Origin of the sequence: Porphyromonas gingivalis ATCC 33277 (genome assembly GCF_000010505.1) — a bacterium.
Classification (GTDB): domain Bacteria; phylum Bacteroidota; class Bacteroidia; order Bacteroidales; family Porphyromonadaceae; genus Porphyromonas; species Porphyromonas gingivalis.
The window spans coordinates 874,560-892,660 of record NC_010729.1 but is presented as its reverse complement, the minus strand read 5'-3'; the positions used below and the strand labels follow the sequence as shown (position 1 = coordinate 892,660).

General features: G+C 46.5%; 15 protein-coding genes and 2 tRNA genes. 15 read left to right on the top strand and 2 right to left on the bottom strand.

Features of this window, described 5'->3' with window-relative positions:
* The first annotated feature begins 10 nt into the window (after window positions 1–10).
* Entirely contained in the window at window positions 11–2,644 is a 2,634-nt protein-coding gene (locus tag PGN_RS03875; protein WP_230847060.1) for a DUF5686 and carboxypeptidase-like regulatory domain-containing protein, read from the top strand.
* Between the two features lie 75 nt (window positions 2,645–2,719).
* Here the strand turns inward: PGN_RS03875 and PGN_RS03870 are convergent, their stop codons facing one another.
* Window positions 2,720–2,962, bottom strand: coding sequence for a T9SS type A sorting domain-containing protein (locus PGN_RS03870; RefSeq protein WP_012457794.1), 243 nt, complete (start codon window positions 2,960–2,962; stop codon window positions 2,720–2,722).
* A gap of 133 nt (window positions 2,963–3,095) precedes the next feature.
* On the opposite strand from PGN_RS03870, the gene PGN_RS03865 reads away from it, so the two are divergent.
* From PGN_RS03865 to PGN_RS03810, 12 genes are all read left to right on the top strand, one after another.
* Window positions 3,096–3,788, top strand: a complete 693-nt coding sequence (locus PGN_RS03865) for an energy transducer TonB (protein ID WP_012457793.1) — start codon at window positions 3,096–3,098, stop codon at window positions 3,786–3,788.
* A 170-nt stretch (window positions 3,789–3,958) separates the two neighbouring features.
* Entirely contained in the window at window positions 3,959–4,936 is a 978-nt protein-coding gene (locus PGN_RS03860; protein ID WP_012457792.1) for a polyprenyl synthetase family protein, read from the top strand.
* Window positions 4,937–5,006: 70 nt separating this feature from the next.
* Window positions 5,007–5,810: a TatD family hydrolase gene (locus tag PGN_RS03855; RefSeq protein ID WP_039417259.1), complete on the top strand. Its 804-nt coding sequence runs from the start codon at window positions 5,007–5,009 to the stop codon at window positions 5,808–5,810.
* 192 nt (window positions 5,811–6,002) lie between these two features.
* Window positions 6,003–6,090 (top strand) — tRNA-Ser (locus PGN_RS03850).
* 67 nt (window positions 6,091–6,157) lie between these two features.
* Entirely contained in the window at window positions 6,158–6,970 is an 813-nt protein-coding gene (locus tag PGN_RS03845) for a MotA/TolQ/ExbB proton channel family protein (RefSeq protein WP_004585317.1), read from the top strand.
* Between the two features lie 8 nt (window positions 6,971–6,978).
* A complete protein-coding gene (locus PGN_RS03840) occupies window positions 6,979–7,449 on the top strand; it encodes a hypothetical protein (RefSeq protein WP_004585316.1) in 471 nt (156 codons plus the stop codon).
* Window positions 7,450–7,484: 35 nt separating this feature from the next.
* On the top strand, window positions 7,485–8,099 hold the full coding sequence (locus PGN_RS03835) for an ExbD/TolR family protein (protein WP_004585315.1): 615 nt from the start codon (window positions 7,485–7,487) through the stop codon (window positions 8,097–8,099).
* A gap of 15 nt (window positions 8,100–8,114) precedes the next feature.
* A complete protein-coding gene (locus tag PGN_RS03830) occupies window positions 8,115–8,588 on the top strand; it encodes an ExbD/TolR family protein (protein WP_004585314.1) in 474 nt (157 codons plus the stop codon).
* Window positions 8,589–8,817: 229 nt separating this feature from the next.
* Window positions 8,818–9,537: a tRNA (adenosine(37)-N6)-threonylcarbamoyltransferase complex dimerization subunit type 1 TsaB gene (tsaB, locus tag PGN_RS03825; protein WP_012457790.1), complete on the top strand. Its 720-nt coding sequence runs from the start codon at window positions 8,818–8,820 to the stop codon at window positions 9,535–9,537.
* Window positions 9,538–9,627: 90 nt separating this feature from the next.
* Window positions 9,628–10,494: an electron transfer flavoprotein subunit beta/FixA family protein gene (locus tag PGN_RS03820; RefSeq protein WP_005873928.1), complete on the top strand. Its 867-nt coding sequence runs from the start codon at window positions 9,628–9,630 to the stop codon at window positions 10,492–10,494.
* A gap of 8 nt (window positions 10,495–10,502) precedes the next feature.
* Window positions 10,503–11,522: an electron transfer flavoprotein subunit alpha/FixB family protein gene (locus tag PGN_RS03815; protein ID WP_012457789.1), complete on the top strand. Its 1,020-nt coding sequence runs from the start codon at window positions 10,503–10,505 to the stop codon at window positions 11,520–11,522.
* Between the two features lie 11 nt (window positions 11,523–11,533).
* On the top strand, window positions 11,534–13,255 hold the full coding sequence (locus PGN_RS03810; protein WP_010956124.1) for an Acyl-CoA dehydrogenase C-terminal domain-containing protein: 1,722 nt from the start codon (window positions 11,534–11,536) through the stop codon (window positions 13,253–13,255).
* A 147-nt stretch (window positions 13,256–13,402) separates the two neighbouring features.
* On the opposite strand, the gene PGN_RS03805 is transcribed toward PGN_RS03810, so the two are convergent.
* A tRNA-Pro gene (locus PGN_RS03805) sits at window positions 13,403–13,477 on the bottom strand.
* Window positions 13,478–13,745: 268 nt separating this feature from the next.
* Here PGN_RS03805 and PGN_RS03800 point away from each other — a divergent pair.
* Together PGN_RS03800 and PGN_RS03795 are read left to right on the top strand one after the other, a co-directional pair.
* On the top strand, window positions 13,746–14,876 hold the full coding sequence (locus PGN_RS03800) for a DUF5700 domain-containing putative Zn-dependent protease (protein WP_012457788.1): 1,131 nt from the start codon (window positions 13,746–13,748) through the stop codon (window positions 14,874–14,876).
* Between the two features lie 1,040 nt (window positions 14,877–15,916).
* Window positions 15,917–18,058, top strand: coding sequence for a hypothetical protein (locus PGN_RS03795; protein ID WP_012457785.1), 2,142 nt, complete (start codon window positions 15,917–15,919; stop codon window positions 18,056–18,058).
* Window positions 18,059–18,101 lie beyond the last annotated feature (43 nt).

Below are 18,101 nucleotides of genomic sequence, written 5' to 3'. Positions count from 1 at the left end.
AGACCCTCTCATGCAAACATCAGCAATGTCAGCTATAAGCAGGAAATCGGCTCTCTCTCTCTTCTTCCTCTCTCTTTTCTTATTGGGGATGCTACCGCTCGCAGGGCAAACTCGCTTCGCCGGAGTGGTATTGGATTCGGCTACATTGGAGCCGATCCCCTATGCTTCGGTCTTCTGTGCCGACAATAAAGGAGTGGGCACGGTAACCTCTGCCGCCGGTATGTTCGACCTGACTTCTCCCCATAACGATCGGACTATCATCATATCATCGACCGGATACAGGAAGCAAACTTTTTCATTGCGTTCGAGCGAAAAGCGCAATATGCACTGCCGTATCCTTTTGGCTTCGGAGGAGTTGCAACTGAGCAGCGTAGTGGTCAAAGCCAAGAGACGGAAATACTCCAAGAAAAACAACCCCGCTGTGGACCTGATCCGCAAAGCCATAGCGGCCAAGGACAACAACCGGATAGAATCGGCACCGGCGTACAGCTACCGTACATACGAAAGGATACTTGTCTCGGACGATGATTTCCGATCGGACGAAGGATTCTTGCACCTCAAGCACGAACAGTGTGCACAATGGGCAGACAGCTCACGCTTTACCGACAGGCGCATACTGCCGCTATCCATGCGAGAGAAACTGATACAGACCGAGCGACTGCCCAACAAAGGCGAGCGTACACGAGTATTGGCACGACGACTGGACGGTGTGGACGAAAAGCTCGATGAGGGTCCCCTGACCACCAATCTGGAAGAGATATTCCGCCCGATCAATATCTACGACAACGATATTCCCATCATGCTCAGTCGCTTTCCCAGCCCGATGAGCAGCACTTTTGCAACAAGTTTCTACAAGTACTTCATTGCCGATACTGTGCGAATAGAGGATGAGGATTGTATCGAAATGATTTTCTCTCCTTTCAATCCCGAGAGTGCAGGCTTTACGGGAAGGCTCTGGATCGTCAAGAGCGATTATTCGTTACGTCGGATCATCCTGAACCTGCCGATATCGAGCAATGTGAACTGGGTGACCCACCTACGCATAGCACAAGATTTCCAACGGGTTCCCTGTATAGATGTTTCGGGACAAACGACCCGATACTATCGCGTACTGAAACGGCAGGATTTTCAGGCATTATTATCGGCTACTTCATTCATTCCTCAAGGGTTGGAAGTGGAGCAGAGCCGTATCCTTTCCGACTATCGCATCGGTGAAGGAAGCATTGGCAGGGATCCGTCTTCTGTCGGTTTTCTTGCTACCGATTCGGTTTACGATGCGGCAGCTCCTCGCGAAACGGATGGCTACTGGAATGTAATGAGACCGGAACCACTGCCTTCCACGGGGAAAAAGCTGTTGTCTTTCATGCATTATCTACGCAACGATCGTACATTCAAGGCATCTACCACCATCGCCAAAACACTGCTGACCGGTTATCTCGGATTCCCCATTGCGATGAACGACTCTATACGCCCCAAATTCGACTTCGGGCCTGTGCATACCCTCTTCGGAGGCAACAAAATCGAGGGCTTCCGTATGCGCGTAGGTGGCATGACACTGGCCGCTCTCAATCCGCATTTTTTCGCTCAAGGTTATATTGCATACGGGTTCAAGGACAAACGATGGAAGTGGAGAGGTGCTCTTACTTACTCCTCTATTCCTAAGAAGCTGTACATGCAAGAATTTCCACATCGCAATCTCTCTTTCATCGCCTCGTACGATCTGTATACGCCGGGACAAGTAGTGGATCCTATCTTCAAGGACAACATAACGGTCATACTCGGCACTATGAACAATTTGCGCCGATCCTACGTCGAAGAATATCGGTTGGAATATGATAGAGACTGGGGGCCTGATTTCAGTACGATCATTTGGGGAAGCCACCGCCGAGACGAACCTACCGGCACACTACGCTACGATCAGGTAGAGGCTGATGGTACGATACGGCCGATCCATTCGTACCGCGCCACGGAATTGGGGCTTACCCTCCGCTATGAACCGGGGCGTATTCCCTACAACGGTCGCAAAGGGCCGAACACGGCTTTCAATGTAGTGCGCCGATCTCCCGTGTTCGAACTGGAGCACCGCATGGCATTTTCAGGCCTGTTTGGAGGAGACTTCGGCTACCAGCGTACGGAATTCCGATACAAACATCACATTTGGCTCTCTCTTTTCGGAATGTTGGATGCCTCTGTTCGTGCAGGGCAAGTTTGGACACATGCTCCCTACCCTCTCTTGGAGATTCCACCGGTCAATGAGAGTTATACTCTGCAAAGCGGAGCATTTCAGTTGATGGAGCCATTGGAATTTATCGCTGACCGATACACGCAGTTTCATCTGACCTACCATCTGGAAGGTCTTATGCTCAATCGTATTCCGCTCATCAAACGGTTGGCTTGGCGCGAATTAATTTCTTTTCATGGCATGTGGGGAGATCTTACTCCCCATAATAAGCCCGGATCGGTCGGTAGTTTTCTCTTTCCCGAAAATACTATCCCCATGAATCATACATGGTACATGGAAGGGAGCATAGGTCTGGAGAATATCTTCCGGCTCCTGCGCATCGAATACTTCCGACGCTTCACCCAATTACAAACGACTCCGAATAAATGGGGAGTCCGTGCTCGCTTCCAGATCACTTTCTGACCTCTAAAGGAAAGAGGAAATGCCGAAACTTTTCGTTCTGACATTTCCTCCTTTTCGAAGCGATTCTTAATAGAATCAGAGCTTGATGAAGCGTTCGGCCGGTGTGCTGCCTTGAGTCATGAGTTTGATCACATAGGCCCCGGCAGTCAAAAACTTCACGCCGATCATGCGAGTATTCTCCATAGAGAGCACCAAACGACCTGAAAAATCAAATATCCGGACACCGAAGTCACCTTCATGCTTAATATTCAGTACATCCTTCACCGGATTGGGATAAACCCCTGAATCAGAAGAAAAATAGCCTGCAATTTGACTCATAGGACCAACATCTGATTTTTGCAGCCTGCAATTTGCCCCATACGCCTGATTTTTTCCTACCAAAACGAATTGGGGATGAAAAAACTTTGTATTTTTGCCCCAAAGCAAGAAATCAAAAACAATACTATCGGATATGGAAATCAAGAAATCGCCTAAGGCCGACTTGGAGAAAGGAAAAGGTTTGAACTTCCTTTTGGGGCTTGTCGTAGCTCTCGCGATCGTGTATGTAGCTTTGGAATATCGTACTTACGATAAGATAGAGGCCTATACACGCGATAAAGTGGATATTGCCGACATGGAGGAAACTATCCTGCTCGAAGAAAACGAGCCGGAGCCGGAGCAGCCCGAGCCGGAGCAACCCCAGCAACAGGAGGTACAGCTGCCGGAAGAATTTAAGGTGGTAGATAACACCCAGAAAGTGGAGAAAATCGCTTTGGTCTCTGTCGATGAGAGCAAACCGTTGCCCCCGCCTGCGCCCGTTGCCCCCGTCAAAGTTGAGGAAGAAGAGGACAAAATCCACGAAGTGGTAGAAAGTCCGGCAGAGTTCCCGGGTGGTTATACAGCTCTCTCTAAATGGCTTAGTAAAAATTTGGTCTATCCCGAGCAGGCTGCCGAAATGGGCATCCAAGGTAAGGTAATCGTTCGTTTCGTGGTCGAAAAAGATGGTTCTGTGACACAGGCAACTGTTGTTAAGGGTATTGACCCTGCACTTGACAAGGAAGCCCTCCGCGTGATACAGACTATGCCCAAATGGAAGCCCGGTATGCAGCAGGGAAGAGCTGTGCGTGTACGCTGTACCCAGCCCGTCCAGTTCAAGCTGCAATAAGCACGCTCCGATCTTTCTGTGCTCAAGCGAAGAAGACGTAAAGTGGGCTTTCATCCTTGTAGCCAAATCATTTCTTAAAGAATACAAAAGGCTCCCTGTCCTTGCTATTAGGACAGGTAGTCTTTTTTATTTTAGTTCCGTCATAATCAACCTACTATAGTTACAGTACTATGCATACTTTCGAAGACCTGAGAGAAATAATCGAACAGGAGATAGCATCACAACCCTATGATCAGAGAAAACCCGACGGCCTCTTCCAACCTATATCCTATATTTTGAGGCTCGGAGGCAAGCGTGTCCGCCCTACCCTCGCATGTATAGCCTGCGAGATGTTCGGTGGTGATTATAAGCCGGCCCTCGAAGTGGCTATGGCTATTGAAACTTACCATAACTTCACCTTGCTGCATGACGATCTCATGGACAAATCCTCCATGAGAAGAGGTAAAGAAACCGTTCATCATCGGTGGGGGGATAATACAGCCATTCTCTCGGGCGATGCCATGACAGTTGCCGCCTACGAGCATCTGGCCAAAGTGGATAGTCGGCTACTGCCTGTCCTTTTGCCCTTGTTCAATCGTATGGCTATGGAGATTTGCCAAGGACAACAGTACGACATGGACTTCGAACGGCGGGACTTTGTTGCCGAGGACGAGTACCTGGAAATGATTCGTTTGAAGACAGCAGTTCTCTTGGCTACAGCCCTTAAGATGGGGGCTATAGCCGGAGGAGCGGATATTGAGAAAGCAGATATTCTCTATCGCTACGGCATACATATCGGCTTGTCTTTCCAATTGGAGGACGACCTCCTCGATGTATATGGCGATCCCATTATCCTCGGCAAGAAAATCGGCGATGATATAGCTTGTAATAAAAAGACGATGCTTCTGATCAAAGCCCTTGAGATAGCTCAGGGAGAGGAATTGAATCTCCTCAGAGAATCCCTTTTGATGCCGGATGTGCAGTGTGAAGAAAAGATCCGAGCTGTGACAGGTATTTATAATCGTCTGGGGATTCGTCCGATCGTGGAAGATCTGATCGATTATCACAACGGTTTGGCCGAAAAGGCTCTTGACGAATTGGGTCTTGATGAGATCACAACCAAGCCTTTGAGAGAACTGATCGGTACTCTCCGTAACAGAAAATCATAAGAAATAGAAAGTTTTTGTATCAATACATCGGAATAAGTAGAGGTGATTGCCTCTTATTCGCTCTTGCCTAATGATACTCATCGATACCCATACGCATGTTTATGAACCCCAGTTCGACGATGATGTCGAGCAAGTAATTCTTGCTGCTCAAGAAGCCGGTCTCATTCATCTCGTCATGCCGAATATCGATGTGGAAAGTATCGCGCGTATGCAAGGAGTCCTCTCTCGACACCCGGGCTATGTGTCCGAGGCTATGGGCCTGCATCCAACATCAGTGCGAAATGATTTTCGGGAACAACTCACTTTTATTCGCCACGAACTGGATACCCGTTCGTTCGTAGCTATAGGAGAAATCGGTATCGATTTGTATTGGGATAAGACATTCGAAGCAGAACAAATCGAAGCCTTTCTTACTCAGATAGAATGGAGTATGGCTTACGACTTGCCGATTATTATACATTCTCGCGAGGCATGGGATGTGGTATTTGCGTGTCTGAACAGGTTCCCATCCGATAAAATCCGAGGTGTTTTTCATAGTTTTTCGGGCGATGAGACCGATCTTCGACGAGCTTTGTCATATCCTCATTTCTATATAGGTATCAATGGAACTGTAACATTCAAGAAAAACACGCTCCCAGCCCTATTGCCTCTGATACCTCTTGATCGGCTCCTGCTCGAAACGGATTCGCCTTACTTGGCACCCACCCCGAAAAGAGGCCGCCGCAATGAACCTGCTTATCTGGTGCATACAGCTACTTTTATTGCACACAGTCTCGGACTGGATCCGGATATTTTGGCTGAAAAAACGGTCCGAAATGCATGCCGTTTTTTCGGTTTTCAGTTTCAAGAGGGAAAAATTATTCGTCCGATTTAAGTATTCCAACTGAAAAATGTGCTCCAAAATAGGGATGGAATGATGAAAAAAACATAGATTTGCGGATGAATCCGGTTAAGACGTTGTATTGATCGGCAATCCTCCCACCCATAATTCGTGGTTATGAGGCTGATGCATAAGGCTATAGCCGCACCCAAGTTGACGGGTAGGGAGTTTTTAATGGAATGACAAGGAGAGGTGCTCGAGTGGTTGAAGAGGCACGCCTGGAAAGTGTGTAAACGCCGAAAGCGTTTCGCGGGTTCGAATCCCGCTCTCTCCGCGCAGAAGATTATTAAGGAACAAAATAAAAGAAAACGAAAAGTACTAATCTAAACAAAAGACTCGCGATGAAAAAGTTATTTGCAACAATTGCATGTGTGGCCTTTATGTCAGTAGGCTTCATGACTCAGGCTTTCGCTCAAGATGCAGCGGCTGATTCGGCCACTTCGGTAGCTATGGAGACTGCTGCAGTAGAAGAGGAAGCTCCTGCGGTTGAAACAATCCCCGCGGCTGAAGAAGCTTCTTTCCACCAGGCATTGAAGAAGAAGTTTATCGAAGGTGGCCCCGAGTTTATGTCCACTGTAGCTATTGCCCTTATTTTAGGTTTGGCTATCTGCCTAGAGCGTATCATCTATCTGAACTTGGCTGACACGAACAACGAAAAATTGCTTGCTGATATCGATCAAGCTCTTGAGCGTGGCGATGTAGAAGGTGCTAAGACCATTGCTCGCGACACTCGTGGTCCTGTAGCATCAATCGCTTATCAGGGCCTGATGCGTATTGATCAGGGAGTAGATATTGTAGAACGCTCTATCGTTTCATACGGGGGTGTTCAGAGCGGTTTGCTCGAAAAGAATCTTTCATGGATTACCCTCTTTATTGCCATGGCTCCTTCTCTTGGATTCTTGGGTACAGTAGTAGGTATGGTGATGGCATTCGACAAGATTGAGCGCGTAGGTGATATCAGCCCGACGGTTGTAGCCGGCGGTATGAAGGTGGCTTTGATCACTACTATCGGTGGTCTTATCGTAGCCTTGATCCTTCAAGTATTCTACAACTACATCCTTTCTAAGGTAGAGGGTATCCTCAACAAGATGGAAGACGCATCTATCACACTGCTCGATTCCATTATCAAGTACAACGTGAAATTCAAAAAATAATAACAGATATGGCTGTTACTAAAATAAGAAAAGTATCCAGCTGGACTCTCATTTCTATTGTGACCATCAGCGTTATCGTTGTATTGGCATTCTTCTTTGGAGGAAATCACGTGGAAGGAGAGAGGACGATCTATCATCAGACCGGCCTGCTGCTTACTTGGTCATATATTTTATTCGGAGCTGCCGTGCTGGCGACTTTGTTCTTTTCCTTAGGCTCTTTTGCCAAGGGTTTCAAGAACAATCCCAGGAGAGCCATGATGTCGCTTGCGTCTTTCATCCTCTTGGTTGTCGTGTTGCTCATTGGCTATGCAGCGGGTAGTACTGAGGCGATGATCAGTCTCAACGCAGATTCTGCCCAATACAACACACCGGGTTGGTTGAAAGTTACGGATATGTGGCTTTACACCATCTACACCTTAGGTATCCTTGTAATTTTGGCAACAATTTGGGGTGCAGCCCGCAAGTCACTGAAGCGTTGATCGTGTAATCATTATAAAAGAAAACAGAAAGCACTATGGCAAGAAAGAAAAGAAAAACGCCCGGCATCAACGGATCATCATCAGCCGATATCGCTTTTATGTTGCTTATCTTCTTTTTGATTACTACATCAATGGATACGGATATGGGGCTTACTCGTCGTTTGCCACCGCTCTCTCCTAACAAGGAAAAACAACCCGACGTCGAGATCAATGACCGCAACATCATGCGTATATTGGTCAATAAGAATGACGAGATTATCTTGTTGAAAAAGGGAGCTACAGGATCGCAGGATCAGATTATCCCCGTGAAGTTGAGTGATTTAAGACGGATTACAAAAGAGTTTATCGCCAACCCCACGAATCGTGCCGATCTTCCCGAGAAGGAAAAGCGCGAGGTAGTAGGGCTTGGTACCATGGAACTGGTTACTTCTTCTTATGCTATTTCGATCAAAAATCAGATCGAGACCAGCTATCAGATGTATATCAGTGTACAAAATGAACTCATTGCTGCATATAACGAAGTTTGGGACGAATTTGCTCAAAAGTATTTCCACAAACCATACAAGGAGCTTACTCCTTCCAAGCAGAAGGCTGTTTTAGAAGCATATCCGTTGCACATTTCAGAAATGCCGTTGTCTAATCTCAAGTAAAGAATAAGGAACAAAATGGGAAAGTTTAATAAATCCGGCGGGCGTGAAATGCCCGAACTCAATACCTCGTCTTTGCCTGACTTGGTTTTTGCGTTCCTCTTCTTTATCATGATGGTAACGACAATTCGTGAGGTGACGCCCAAGGTGTCGTATAATAACCTCCCTAAAGCGACTGAATTGACCAAGCTCGAAGAAAAGTCTTTGGTTACATTCGTATATATCGGCAAGCCCAATGAGGCTTATCAGACTATGTACGGGACCAAGCCTTGTATTCAGCTGAATGATCAGATTACGCAAGATCCGGGTGCTGTATATACGTACGTTAAACAAGAGGAAAGCAAGGTTAAAGATGAGCGCAAAAAGCTTATGACAATATCCATCAAAGGTGACAAAGATACCAAGATGCATATCTTCGAACAGGTAAAATATGAGCTTCGTCGTGCTGATGCTTTGAATATCAACTATTCGGCTCGTAAGGATACCAAATAGTATCCTTGTAAAGAATAAATACCCTTATAAAAGGCTGTGTATGAGGAAACTCACGACACAGCCTTTTTCATTACCTCACTGTCATAAAGTTTCCTTTGCAGTTGTAAGAATGTTTTTTCAGCCTCTGACCAATAGAAAAATACACGGAAATGGGTTTTTTGTGCAAAAATCAGCCCGAAAATTTGTTGTGTAACGTAAAAGCGGATAACTTTGGCACAGAAAAAGGTTTATGACAGATATCCATCCGCCCCTCCTTCTCATAGATACCTCCACTCGCGTTTGCTCAGTGGCGGTTGCTGCTGCAGGTACTATTATCTCACAACGGGTCAGCCATGTGGGCAATTCGCATGCTGCTAACATCGGCGTATTCGTACAAGAGGTCTTGACAGAGGCAACAGGCTTAGGAGCGAAGCCTTCCATAGTAGCTCTAAGTTCCGGTCCCGGATCATATACCGGACTACGCATCGGATCGTCCATTGCCAAAGGGTTATGCTTTGGACTCGGAATACCGCTTGTGTCTGTCCCTACTTTGGAGTTGATTGCTGAGGCTGCACGACCACTGTCTCAACCTGATTGGTTGATTTGCCCTATGATCGACGCCAGACGTATGGAAGTTTATACAGCACTTTTCGATTCCAAAGGTAAAGCCCTTACTGATACACTGCCTTTGGTGATAGACCATAATTCTTTCTCTGAAGAACTCCAAAGACGTAACATCTTATTCGTTGGTGATGGTGCTGAAAAGTGTCGACCCTTTCTTTCACATCCCAATGCTCTTTTTTCAGAGAATGTCATCCATCCCCTTGCTTTGTATATGCTTCATCCTGCGTTATCGCGTATCGAGACTTCATCTTACGAGGATGTTGCCTATTGGGAGCCATTCTACCTGAAAGAATTTGTAGCTACCGTAGCCAAAAACAAAGTAATTCCACGTACACAAACGACATAATACCATTCAGAGGAAATCATATAGAATTAGAATACGAAGACTACAATCATATTTTGATAATACTCAAACTCAAAACGAAAATAAACACTCATGAAGATTATCGTTCTTGCTAAACAGGTGCCTGATACCCGTAATGTGGGTAAGGATGCCATGAAAGCCGACGGTACTGTGAATCGTTCCGTCTTGCCGGCTATCTTCAATCCCGAAGACCTCAATGCTTTGGAGCAGGCTCTGCGTGTCAAGGAAACTATGCCTGATACGACCGTTCATATTCTCACGATGGGACCTCCTCGTGCAGCAGACATCATACGCGAAGCCATGTATCGTGGTGCCGATGGTGGCTACTTGCTTACAGACAAGGCTTTTGCCGGTGCCGATACTTTGGCTACCAGCTATGCCCTTGCCACAGCTATTCGCCATATCGGATTGCCTGATCTGATCATCTCCGGTCGTCAGGCTATCGATGGCGATACGGCACAAGTAGGCCCACAGGTGGCAGAGAAACTCGGACTTCCGCAAGTGACCTATGCTGAAGATATTCTGAAAATAGATGCCAAAAGTATCGAGATCAAGCGTCGTCTTGAGCGAGGTGTAGAGACCGTTGTCGCTTCAATGCCTTTAGTTGTAACGGTAAACGGCTCCTCAGCTCCGTGTCGTCCACGCAATGCCAAGTTGCTCCAGCGATATAAATATGCTCGTACAGCTTCCGAAACCAAAGACACGACAGAGGAGATCAAAGCACTCCTTGGCCAACGTCCGGGCTTGCATATTGTGGAATTGGGTGCCGCAGAAGTAGGGGCAGACCTCGCTCAGTGCGGTCTGTCCGGTTCACCTACAAAGGTGAAACATATAGAGAGTGTTGTGTTCCAGGCCAAAGAAGCAAAACGAATGCTCCCCGAAGATGGAGAGATTGAAGCTTTGATGCAGGAACTTATTGCTAATCATACAATCGGATAAGATAGATCATGAACAATCTTTTTGTATATCTCGAAATAGAGGCCGGCGCCGTTCAGGACGTAAGTCTCGAATTGCTGACCAAAGGCCGCTCATTGGCCTCTACCTTGGGCTGCAGACTGGAAGCCATTGCTATCGGCAAATCCATTGATGGCGTTGCCGAACAGGTATTTCCTTACGGAGTGGATAAATTGCACGTGTTCGAAGATGATCGCTTGGAACATTATCTGACACTCCCCTTCACTTCTATTGTGACGAAGTTCTTCGAAGAAGAAAAACCTCAAATCGCTTTGCTTGGTGCCACTTCTGTTGGACGTGACCTCGGTCCCCGTGTTTCATCCGCATTGGGTAGCGGTCTTACAGCAGACTGTACCTCCCTTGAAATAGGCGATCATGAAGACAAGAAGGAAGGAAAGGTTTACAAGAACCTGCTCTATCAGATCCGTCCCGCATTCGGTGGAAATATCGTAGCCACTATCATCAATCCCGATTGCCGTCCACAGATGGCTACAGTACGGGAAGGCGTAATGAAAAAAGAAATTCTTTCGGCAGATTACAAAGGCGAAGTTGTTCGTCATTCTGTAGCTGATTATGTCAAAGCCGAAGACTTCGCTGTAAACATTATCGAGCGTCATATAGAAGCGAGCAAATCCAACCTCAAGGCTTCACCCATTGTCGTTGCCGGTGGCTACGGAGTCGGAAGCAAGGAAAATTTTGCCCTCTTGCATGATCTTGCATCTGTATTGGGTGGAGAAGTTGGAGCTTCTCGTGCTGCGGTAGATGCTGGTTTTGCCGATCATGACATGCAAATCGGACAGACAGGTATTACCGTTCGTCCCAAGCTCTATATCGCTTGCGGTATCAGCGGACAAATCCAGCACATCGCCGGTATGCAGGAAAGCTCTATCATCATTGCCATCAACAATGACCCGAATGCTCCTATCAATGCAATTGCCGACTACGTGATTACGGGAACCATCGAAGAAGTGATTCCCAAAATGATTACTTATTACAAGAAGAACAGCAAGTAACAGAGAAGATTATGGCTAATTATTATACAGACACCCCGCAGCTCAGGTATCACCTGAATCACCCGCTGATGCGTCGCATCGTGGAGTTGAAAGAGAGAAGCTATACGCAGAAAGAAGAGTTCGACTATGCTCCGCTCAACTTCGAAGATGCCATGGACAGCTACGAGCAGGTGCTCGAAATCGTTGGCGAGATCTGTGGCGATATCATAGCACCCAACGCTGAAAGCGTAGATCACGAAGGGCCTACGCTCCATGACGGACGCGTTGCGTATGCAGCCGGCACGAAGCAGAACCTCAAAGCTATTACAGATGCCGGCCTGATGGGTATTTCCATGCCTCGCCGTTATGGCGGTCTCAATTTCCCGATCACCCCTTATATCATGGCTGCAGACATTGTATCGCGTGCCGATGCAGGCTTTGAGAATATCTGGGGATTGCAGGACTGTGCTGAGACTCTCTACGAATTTGGCAATGAAGACCAGCGCGAGCGTTTCATTCCTCGCGTTTGTGCCGGTGAGACCATGTCTATGGACCTGACCGAACCGGATGCCGGATCAGACCTGCAGGCTGTCATGCTGAAAGCTACTTATTCCGAAGCTGACGGATGCTGGTATCTAAATGGGGTAAAGCGCTTCATCACCAATGGTGACTCACATATCCACCTCGTATTGGCACGAAGCGAAGAAGGTACCACTGATGCTCGTGGTCTCTCTATGTTCATCTATGATCATCGTGATGGCGGAGTGACGGTACGTCGTACGGAAAACAAAATGGGTATTAAGGGAGCTCCTACTTGCGAACTGGTCTTCAAGAATGCCAAGGCAGAACTTTGCGGAGACCGTAAGATGGGACTTATCAAGTACGTAATGGCTCTGATGAATGGTGCTCGTCTGGGTATCATGGCACAGTCGGTAGGTCTGTCGGAAGCAGCTTTCCGTGAAGCTCACTCCTATGCCCTCGATCGTAAGCAGTTCGGTAAGCCTATTATTGCTTTTGCTCCCGTTTACGAGATGCTCTCTCTCATTCGTGCCAAGGCAGATGCTTCGCGAGCCATGCTGTACGAAACCAGCCGTTTTGTCGATATGTACAAAGTGCTGGAGGATATCAGCCACGAACGAAAATTGACTTCCGAAGAACGTGCGGAAATGAAGCATTTCAGCCGTCTGGCAGATGCTTATACCCCTATGGGCAAGGGAATGACCTCCGAGTTTGCCAATCAGAATGTCTATGACTGTGTTCAGATCCACGGTGGTAGCGGCTTCATGAAGGACTACACCTGCGAACGTCTCTACCGCGATGTACGTATCACAAACATCTACGAAGGTACCACACAGTTGCAGGTCGTAGCAGCCATTCGCCATATCACGACAGGCACTTATATCGCTCGTATCCGTGAAGAGTACCAGCAGACAGAAGTTAAGCCAGAGTTGCAACCGATGAAAGAGGCTCTGGCTCGTATGACCGACCGTGCCGAAGCACTGATAGCATTCGTAACAGAACAGAAAGACCAAGAGCTACTCGATTTCCAAGCACGTCGGCTTGTAGAGATGACTGCTCATGCAGTCTTCGGCCATCTGCTGATGTTGGCTGCCAATGACGACGATTCATTCCGTCAGTCGGCAGAGGTATATCTACGTTACGGTCAGGCTGAGCAGGAGAAGATCGACAGCTACGTGCGCGCTTTCCGTCCGGAAGAACTCACATTCTATAGCCGTTGCTCTCGTCCCGAATAATCAGAGACACAAAATATACTGAGCCTGAAGAGGCTGCCCCCTGATTCTATGGGGACAGCCTCTTTTGCTTTCGTGATTTGACGCCTGAGCCGGTCATCAATAAAAAAGGCAATCAACTTTGTAGTCGATCGCCTTCTTAATTCTTTGTCGGGGTAGCGGGATTCGAACCCACGACCCCCTGCTCCCAAAGCAGGTGCGCTAACCGGACTGCGCTACACCCCGAGAAACCGTTTACTCACAGTTTTCAGATGCAAAAGTAGTATCTTTTTCAAAACCACACAAATTATTTGAATGCAAATCCCGACAGCGAAAAACATGAAGATCGTAGATAAAGAAGATCGTAGATAATTCGTAAAAGTGGCATTATATTTGCTCATATTCCATTGGTTTTCAAAAGATACGGAATAGGAAGATAGCTACTTTTTAGAACTAAAAAACAAATAGAATATCAGTGCTTTATATACAGATTCAGAAATAAAAAGACTGCAGGATGAAGCCCTATCAGAAACTAACGATTGTCATTTTTCTTCTTTTAGAGTCGTACTTCGCTGTGTCGGCTCAGTACGAGAATTTCAAACAAAAGGTTTTCACCGGTTCAGCAGAGGCATTTCTCTCATTGGGGCAGGATATTCATTCCGGTAGAGCAACAGCCGAACAGGACTGGGAAAAGCTGTTCTCCACCATGGGATACACGAAGTATTTGAACAACCCTAAAGGCGAAATGATCAAAAGAGAGCTTAAAGAAGCCATGCTGCTTGCTTTTGATCCTGACCGGATAGCAGAAGCGGACAGCATCCTGAAACATCCTGCTACAATAACGAATATGCCTCTTGTCCTCAGACAAAATATCTGTCGGCTCGCCCGTAAACGAGAAGAAGCCGAAAGTTTTCTTCTGCATACGGATTTTCTCACCCTATTGTACAGGGCAAATGAAAAGACAAAAAAATACTTACCCGAACGAGCCTGGTCATCCAATCCGCTATTGAACGACCTCTTTCTGATTGCCACTATTCCCGATGCCAGTGTACGCGATCATGCTATTTTCCTTGACCTGAATCTCGCGCTTTCGATGCAAGAAGAAGAGCTTGTAGACCTATTTGCACACGAGTTTTTCCACAACTATCGCGAAATGGCTTATCAAGGCTCATCCGGAGATTCTTTTTTGAATGCATTCGACCTTTTCCAGAACGAAGGAATAGCAGATCTGATTGACAAAAAAAGAAACGACGACAAAATCATGCAATTCTTCGGCGAGGAGTTCGTAAAAGCCTATAAAGAAGAGTTGGCCAATGCACCGAATACTTTAGCCCGAATCGACTCCCTGTCCATCGCTTTCGATCCGAATACCTCCCAAGACGGGGAGTATAAACCCGTGGCTGATCTTGTGCTCTTCGGAGGGCATCCCGTCGGTTATTATATGGCAAGCCTTATACAAGAGCAGGGATATATGAGGGAACTCATTGACAATTATGACAATCCCGTAGTGTTTGCAACGCTGTACAATCAGGCTGCAAGAAAAAAGAATGCAGTATCGAAAGGGAGAGAATATATCCTCTCCGATCATCTTATCGATCACTTAAAGCAGGCCTATAAAAACAAGAGGGAAAGCAAAACGACATAAAGGAAAATAGAAACACAACCCTTAGTGGTATCGTCAACCGCTGCAATTTCCACCGTCCCGTATTACGATTCCTTGGCATTGAGGTTTTTACTATATTTGCATCCTACAAATAACCAAGTAAAAAATTATGTATTTCGACTTCTTATCTATCCATCATTTACTCTATAGATTTGCTCACGTCCGTTCGTACACTTCTCATTATAAGAACTTTACAAAAGACTTCATGGCTTATTGATACATAAAGCCGAATAGCTTTCGGCAGTTCGACAAATACACGAAGGCACCCACCGAGTTTTATAGCAAACTCGGTGGGTGCCTTCGTTTTATCATATCTCTAACCGAACTTTTTCTGCTTATGATTTATATATAAATTGCTTACGATCTGTATATTTATTGAAAACGATTTATATACAAATCGAAAACGATCTATATACAAATTGAAAATGATTTATATATAAATCATTCGACGACCTCTTGAAAAACCGATCAAAGGCTGAAAGAATCCATTTTCTCCTCTTTATCACCTTGCAACCCCACCTCTTTTAGCTCCTTATTTAGAATCATTCCAAACTCTTCTTCGTTGTTGAAAACTTTTTTGGCTCCATTCTTTGAATCAAAACACAAAGCTAATTACCTCCCTTTTTGAGACTCGATAGAAGCCTTGTCAGCATCAGGGCAATCGTATCGAGCACCGAACAGCACTTTGAGGTAACTTATTTTGAGTATAGCCCTGAAAACCGCATATAGAACATCCCAATACTCCATATCACAACCTCGCAAATCAAATTGAGACGAATCTCAATAACAGATATAAAAAAACTAAATTTTAGAATTCCATTTCGTAGTTTTCCATCCTAAATTTGTCAAACCGTTGCAATTAAGACCGGAATGCACAAACCGGTTAGAAGTCTGATGCCGCACCTTCTATGTTCCTGAATTTGTATACATTTGGAACCCAAAGCTCGCTTCAATGTGGATTGTCACGGGTTTTGCCACACCGAAGCGGGATTGTAGTCACCAAAATCCGGATATAAGAACTTATGTGTAAGAAATTTACATTATTTGTGTTAATGGCGGCATTATCATTGTTTGCCGCCACAGACATGTCTGCCCAGTTAGCCGGCAGGACTATTTCGGCAGCGTCGCAAACTGCCGGAAAGGTCAAAGTGACCTCTCCCCAAAAACCGAGTTTCAGCCTTGGGAAAGTTGAAATATCGGTTCGACCGAGCATGCAAAAAGCAAAGAACGATTACGGCACAGTAGTCAGTGTTTTGAAAGAAGACTTCCATGGCTTTGCGACAGGCTCGATAGGTGCGCCTGATCTGAATACGGTACTTACCTATGCCTTCCCGGGCGAATGCGAATATCCCTGGATTAACTTCAAACCGGGTTATACCCAGCAACAGGGTTGGGGTGGAGCCAATGTATGGCAGGCCGGTGGTACTGTTTGCCTCAATGCCGATGGAGAGAATTTCTCTCACCTGAATACGCCTATGCTCAATGTTTCCGGCTATCAGAACATTGCCATCGTTCGCTTCGATGCCCGTACGGCGGAAGGAATGGCCAATCAGATTATGATAGAAGCGGCCGAAACGTTCAATATGAGTCCTACATGGGATCTGCTCGGTGCTTTTCCTTTACCTCCGGTTACTCAGGAGTGGCAGACCTATGAGGTGATCTTCTACGGTGGTGGTTCATATTCGATATTCAATATCGTGGTGAATGATCATCCCGTTTATATCGACAATTTGGAGGTTTACCAGATCGACCAGTATGTATCCACACCTAAGGCTCTGCCGCACACCAATTACAAAGGCAGTAGCTTCGATGCCAACTGGACCAAAGTAGCAGAAGCCGAAAGCTATTTGCTGGATGTCTATTCTCGCAGTGCCAATGGAGCGGATGTAGAATATCTGTTGCAAGCACAGGCTGTAAATGATACGACTTTCAACGTGACGAATGCCGAGTCGGGCAAAACTTATTACTACGAAGTACGTGCTCGTAAAGGAACTCATGTATCCATCGTATCTAAAGCCATGGAGGTGTTCGATCTCGAAGTGCCCAAGATGAATCCGGTGAATAACCTCACGGCATCCGCAGAAGATGTGACCTATACCGCTTCATGGAACGCAGTACCTTCTGCCGAACGCTACAACTATTTCGCTCGCTTCAAGCGTACAGCTGCCGCTGACGGCGCATTCTTTGTTACCGACGAAAACTTCGATGGAATAAAGACTCCTTCCGGAGAACTGACAGGCTGGACGATAGAAAATCCGTCTACCTATACGTACGATGAGGTTTATCTGAGCGATCTGGCACAAGCCGGTTGGAAAGGGACTAACTATGCTCCCTACACGGACTATATCTGCTTGGATGCATGGCAGTACATTTTCAATCACACCGATGCAGGCCTGATCTCACCGGAGTTGGATCTTTCCAAAGAAGGCGGGAAGATAGACTTGAGTGTGAAGCTCTATGCCACGAAATACGTCGGCGACGATGGCCAGGGCAATCAGGTGGAAGGCTATACGCGAGCAGCGATCGCCCTCTTCCAATACGACGAGACTGTCGGAGACTATGTGCAGTCAGAGCTGCTGTATCTGAATGAATCGGACGGACTGGTCGATCAGTGGAAGGTATTCAACGTTTCTTTGACCAAGGGAACGGAGCGTTCGGTAATCGGCATATATGCCGTATATGCACCGGAGAATCTCTATGTCGATGATCTCAAGATCACTCAGAAGTATAAGGCCGGCGAAAGCCTGCCGGATCCTTTCCTCTTCAAGAGATATTTGGAAAGCGAATCGATCGATGTAAATGTGCCCGAGCGAGTATTCAAGAATGAAATGTTCCATCAGGTGGCTGCCGTGAAGCATGGAGGCCAAGGAGTACAATATCAAGGTTACAAAACGACTCCTTTCAGTCCGCTCCAATCTTTCGGAGTCTGTCCTTCTCCCACGAATCTGACTCCCTCGGTAAGCATGGCCAAGGCTATGGTACAGGTTATCGGAGATAATATCCATATCGACAATGTTCATGGCGAGGCTGTAAGTATTTATGATTTCAGTGGTCGTTTGGTTTATAGCGATTACTCGGGCAACGGGTCTATTGTTGTCAACTTAGGCCAGGGCGGAACGTTCATCGTCAAAGTGGGCAATCGCTCTATGAAGCTGACTTACTAAGCTATTTCTCACCCTTTCCTAAAGGGTATACGGGGGGGTGTGC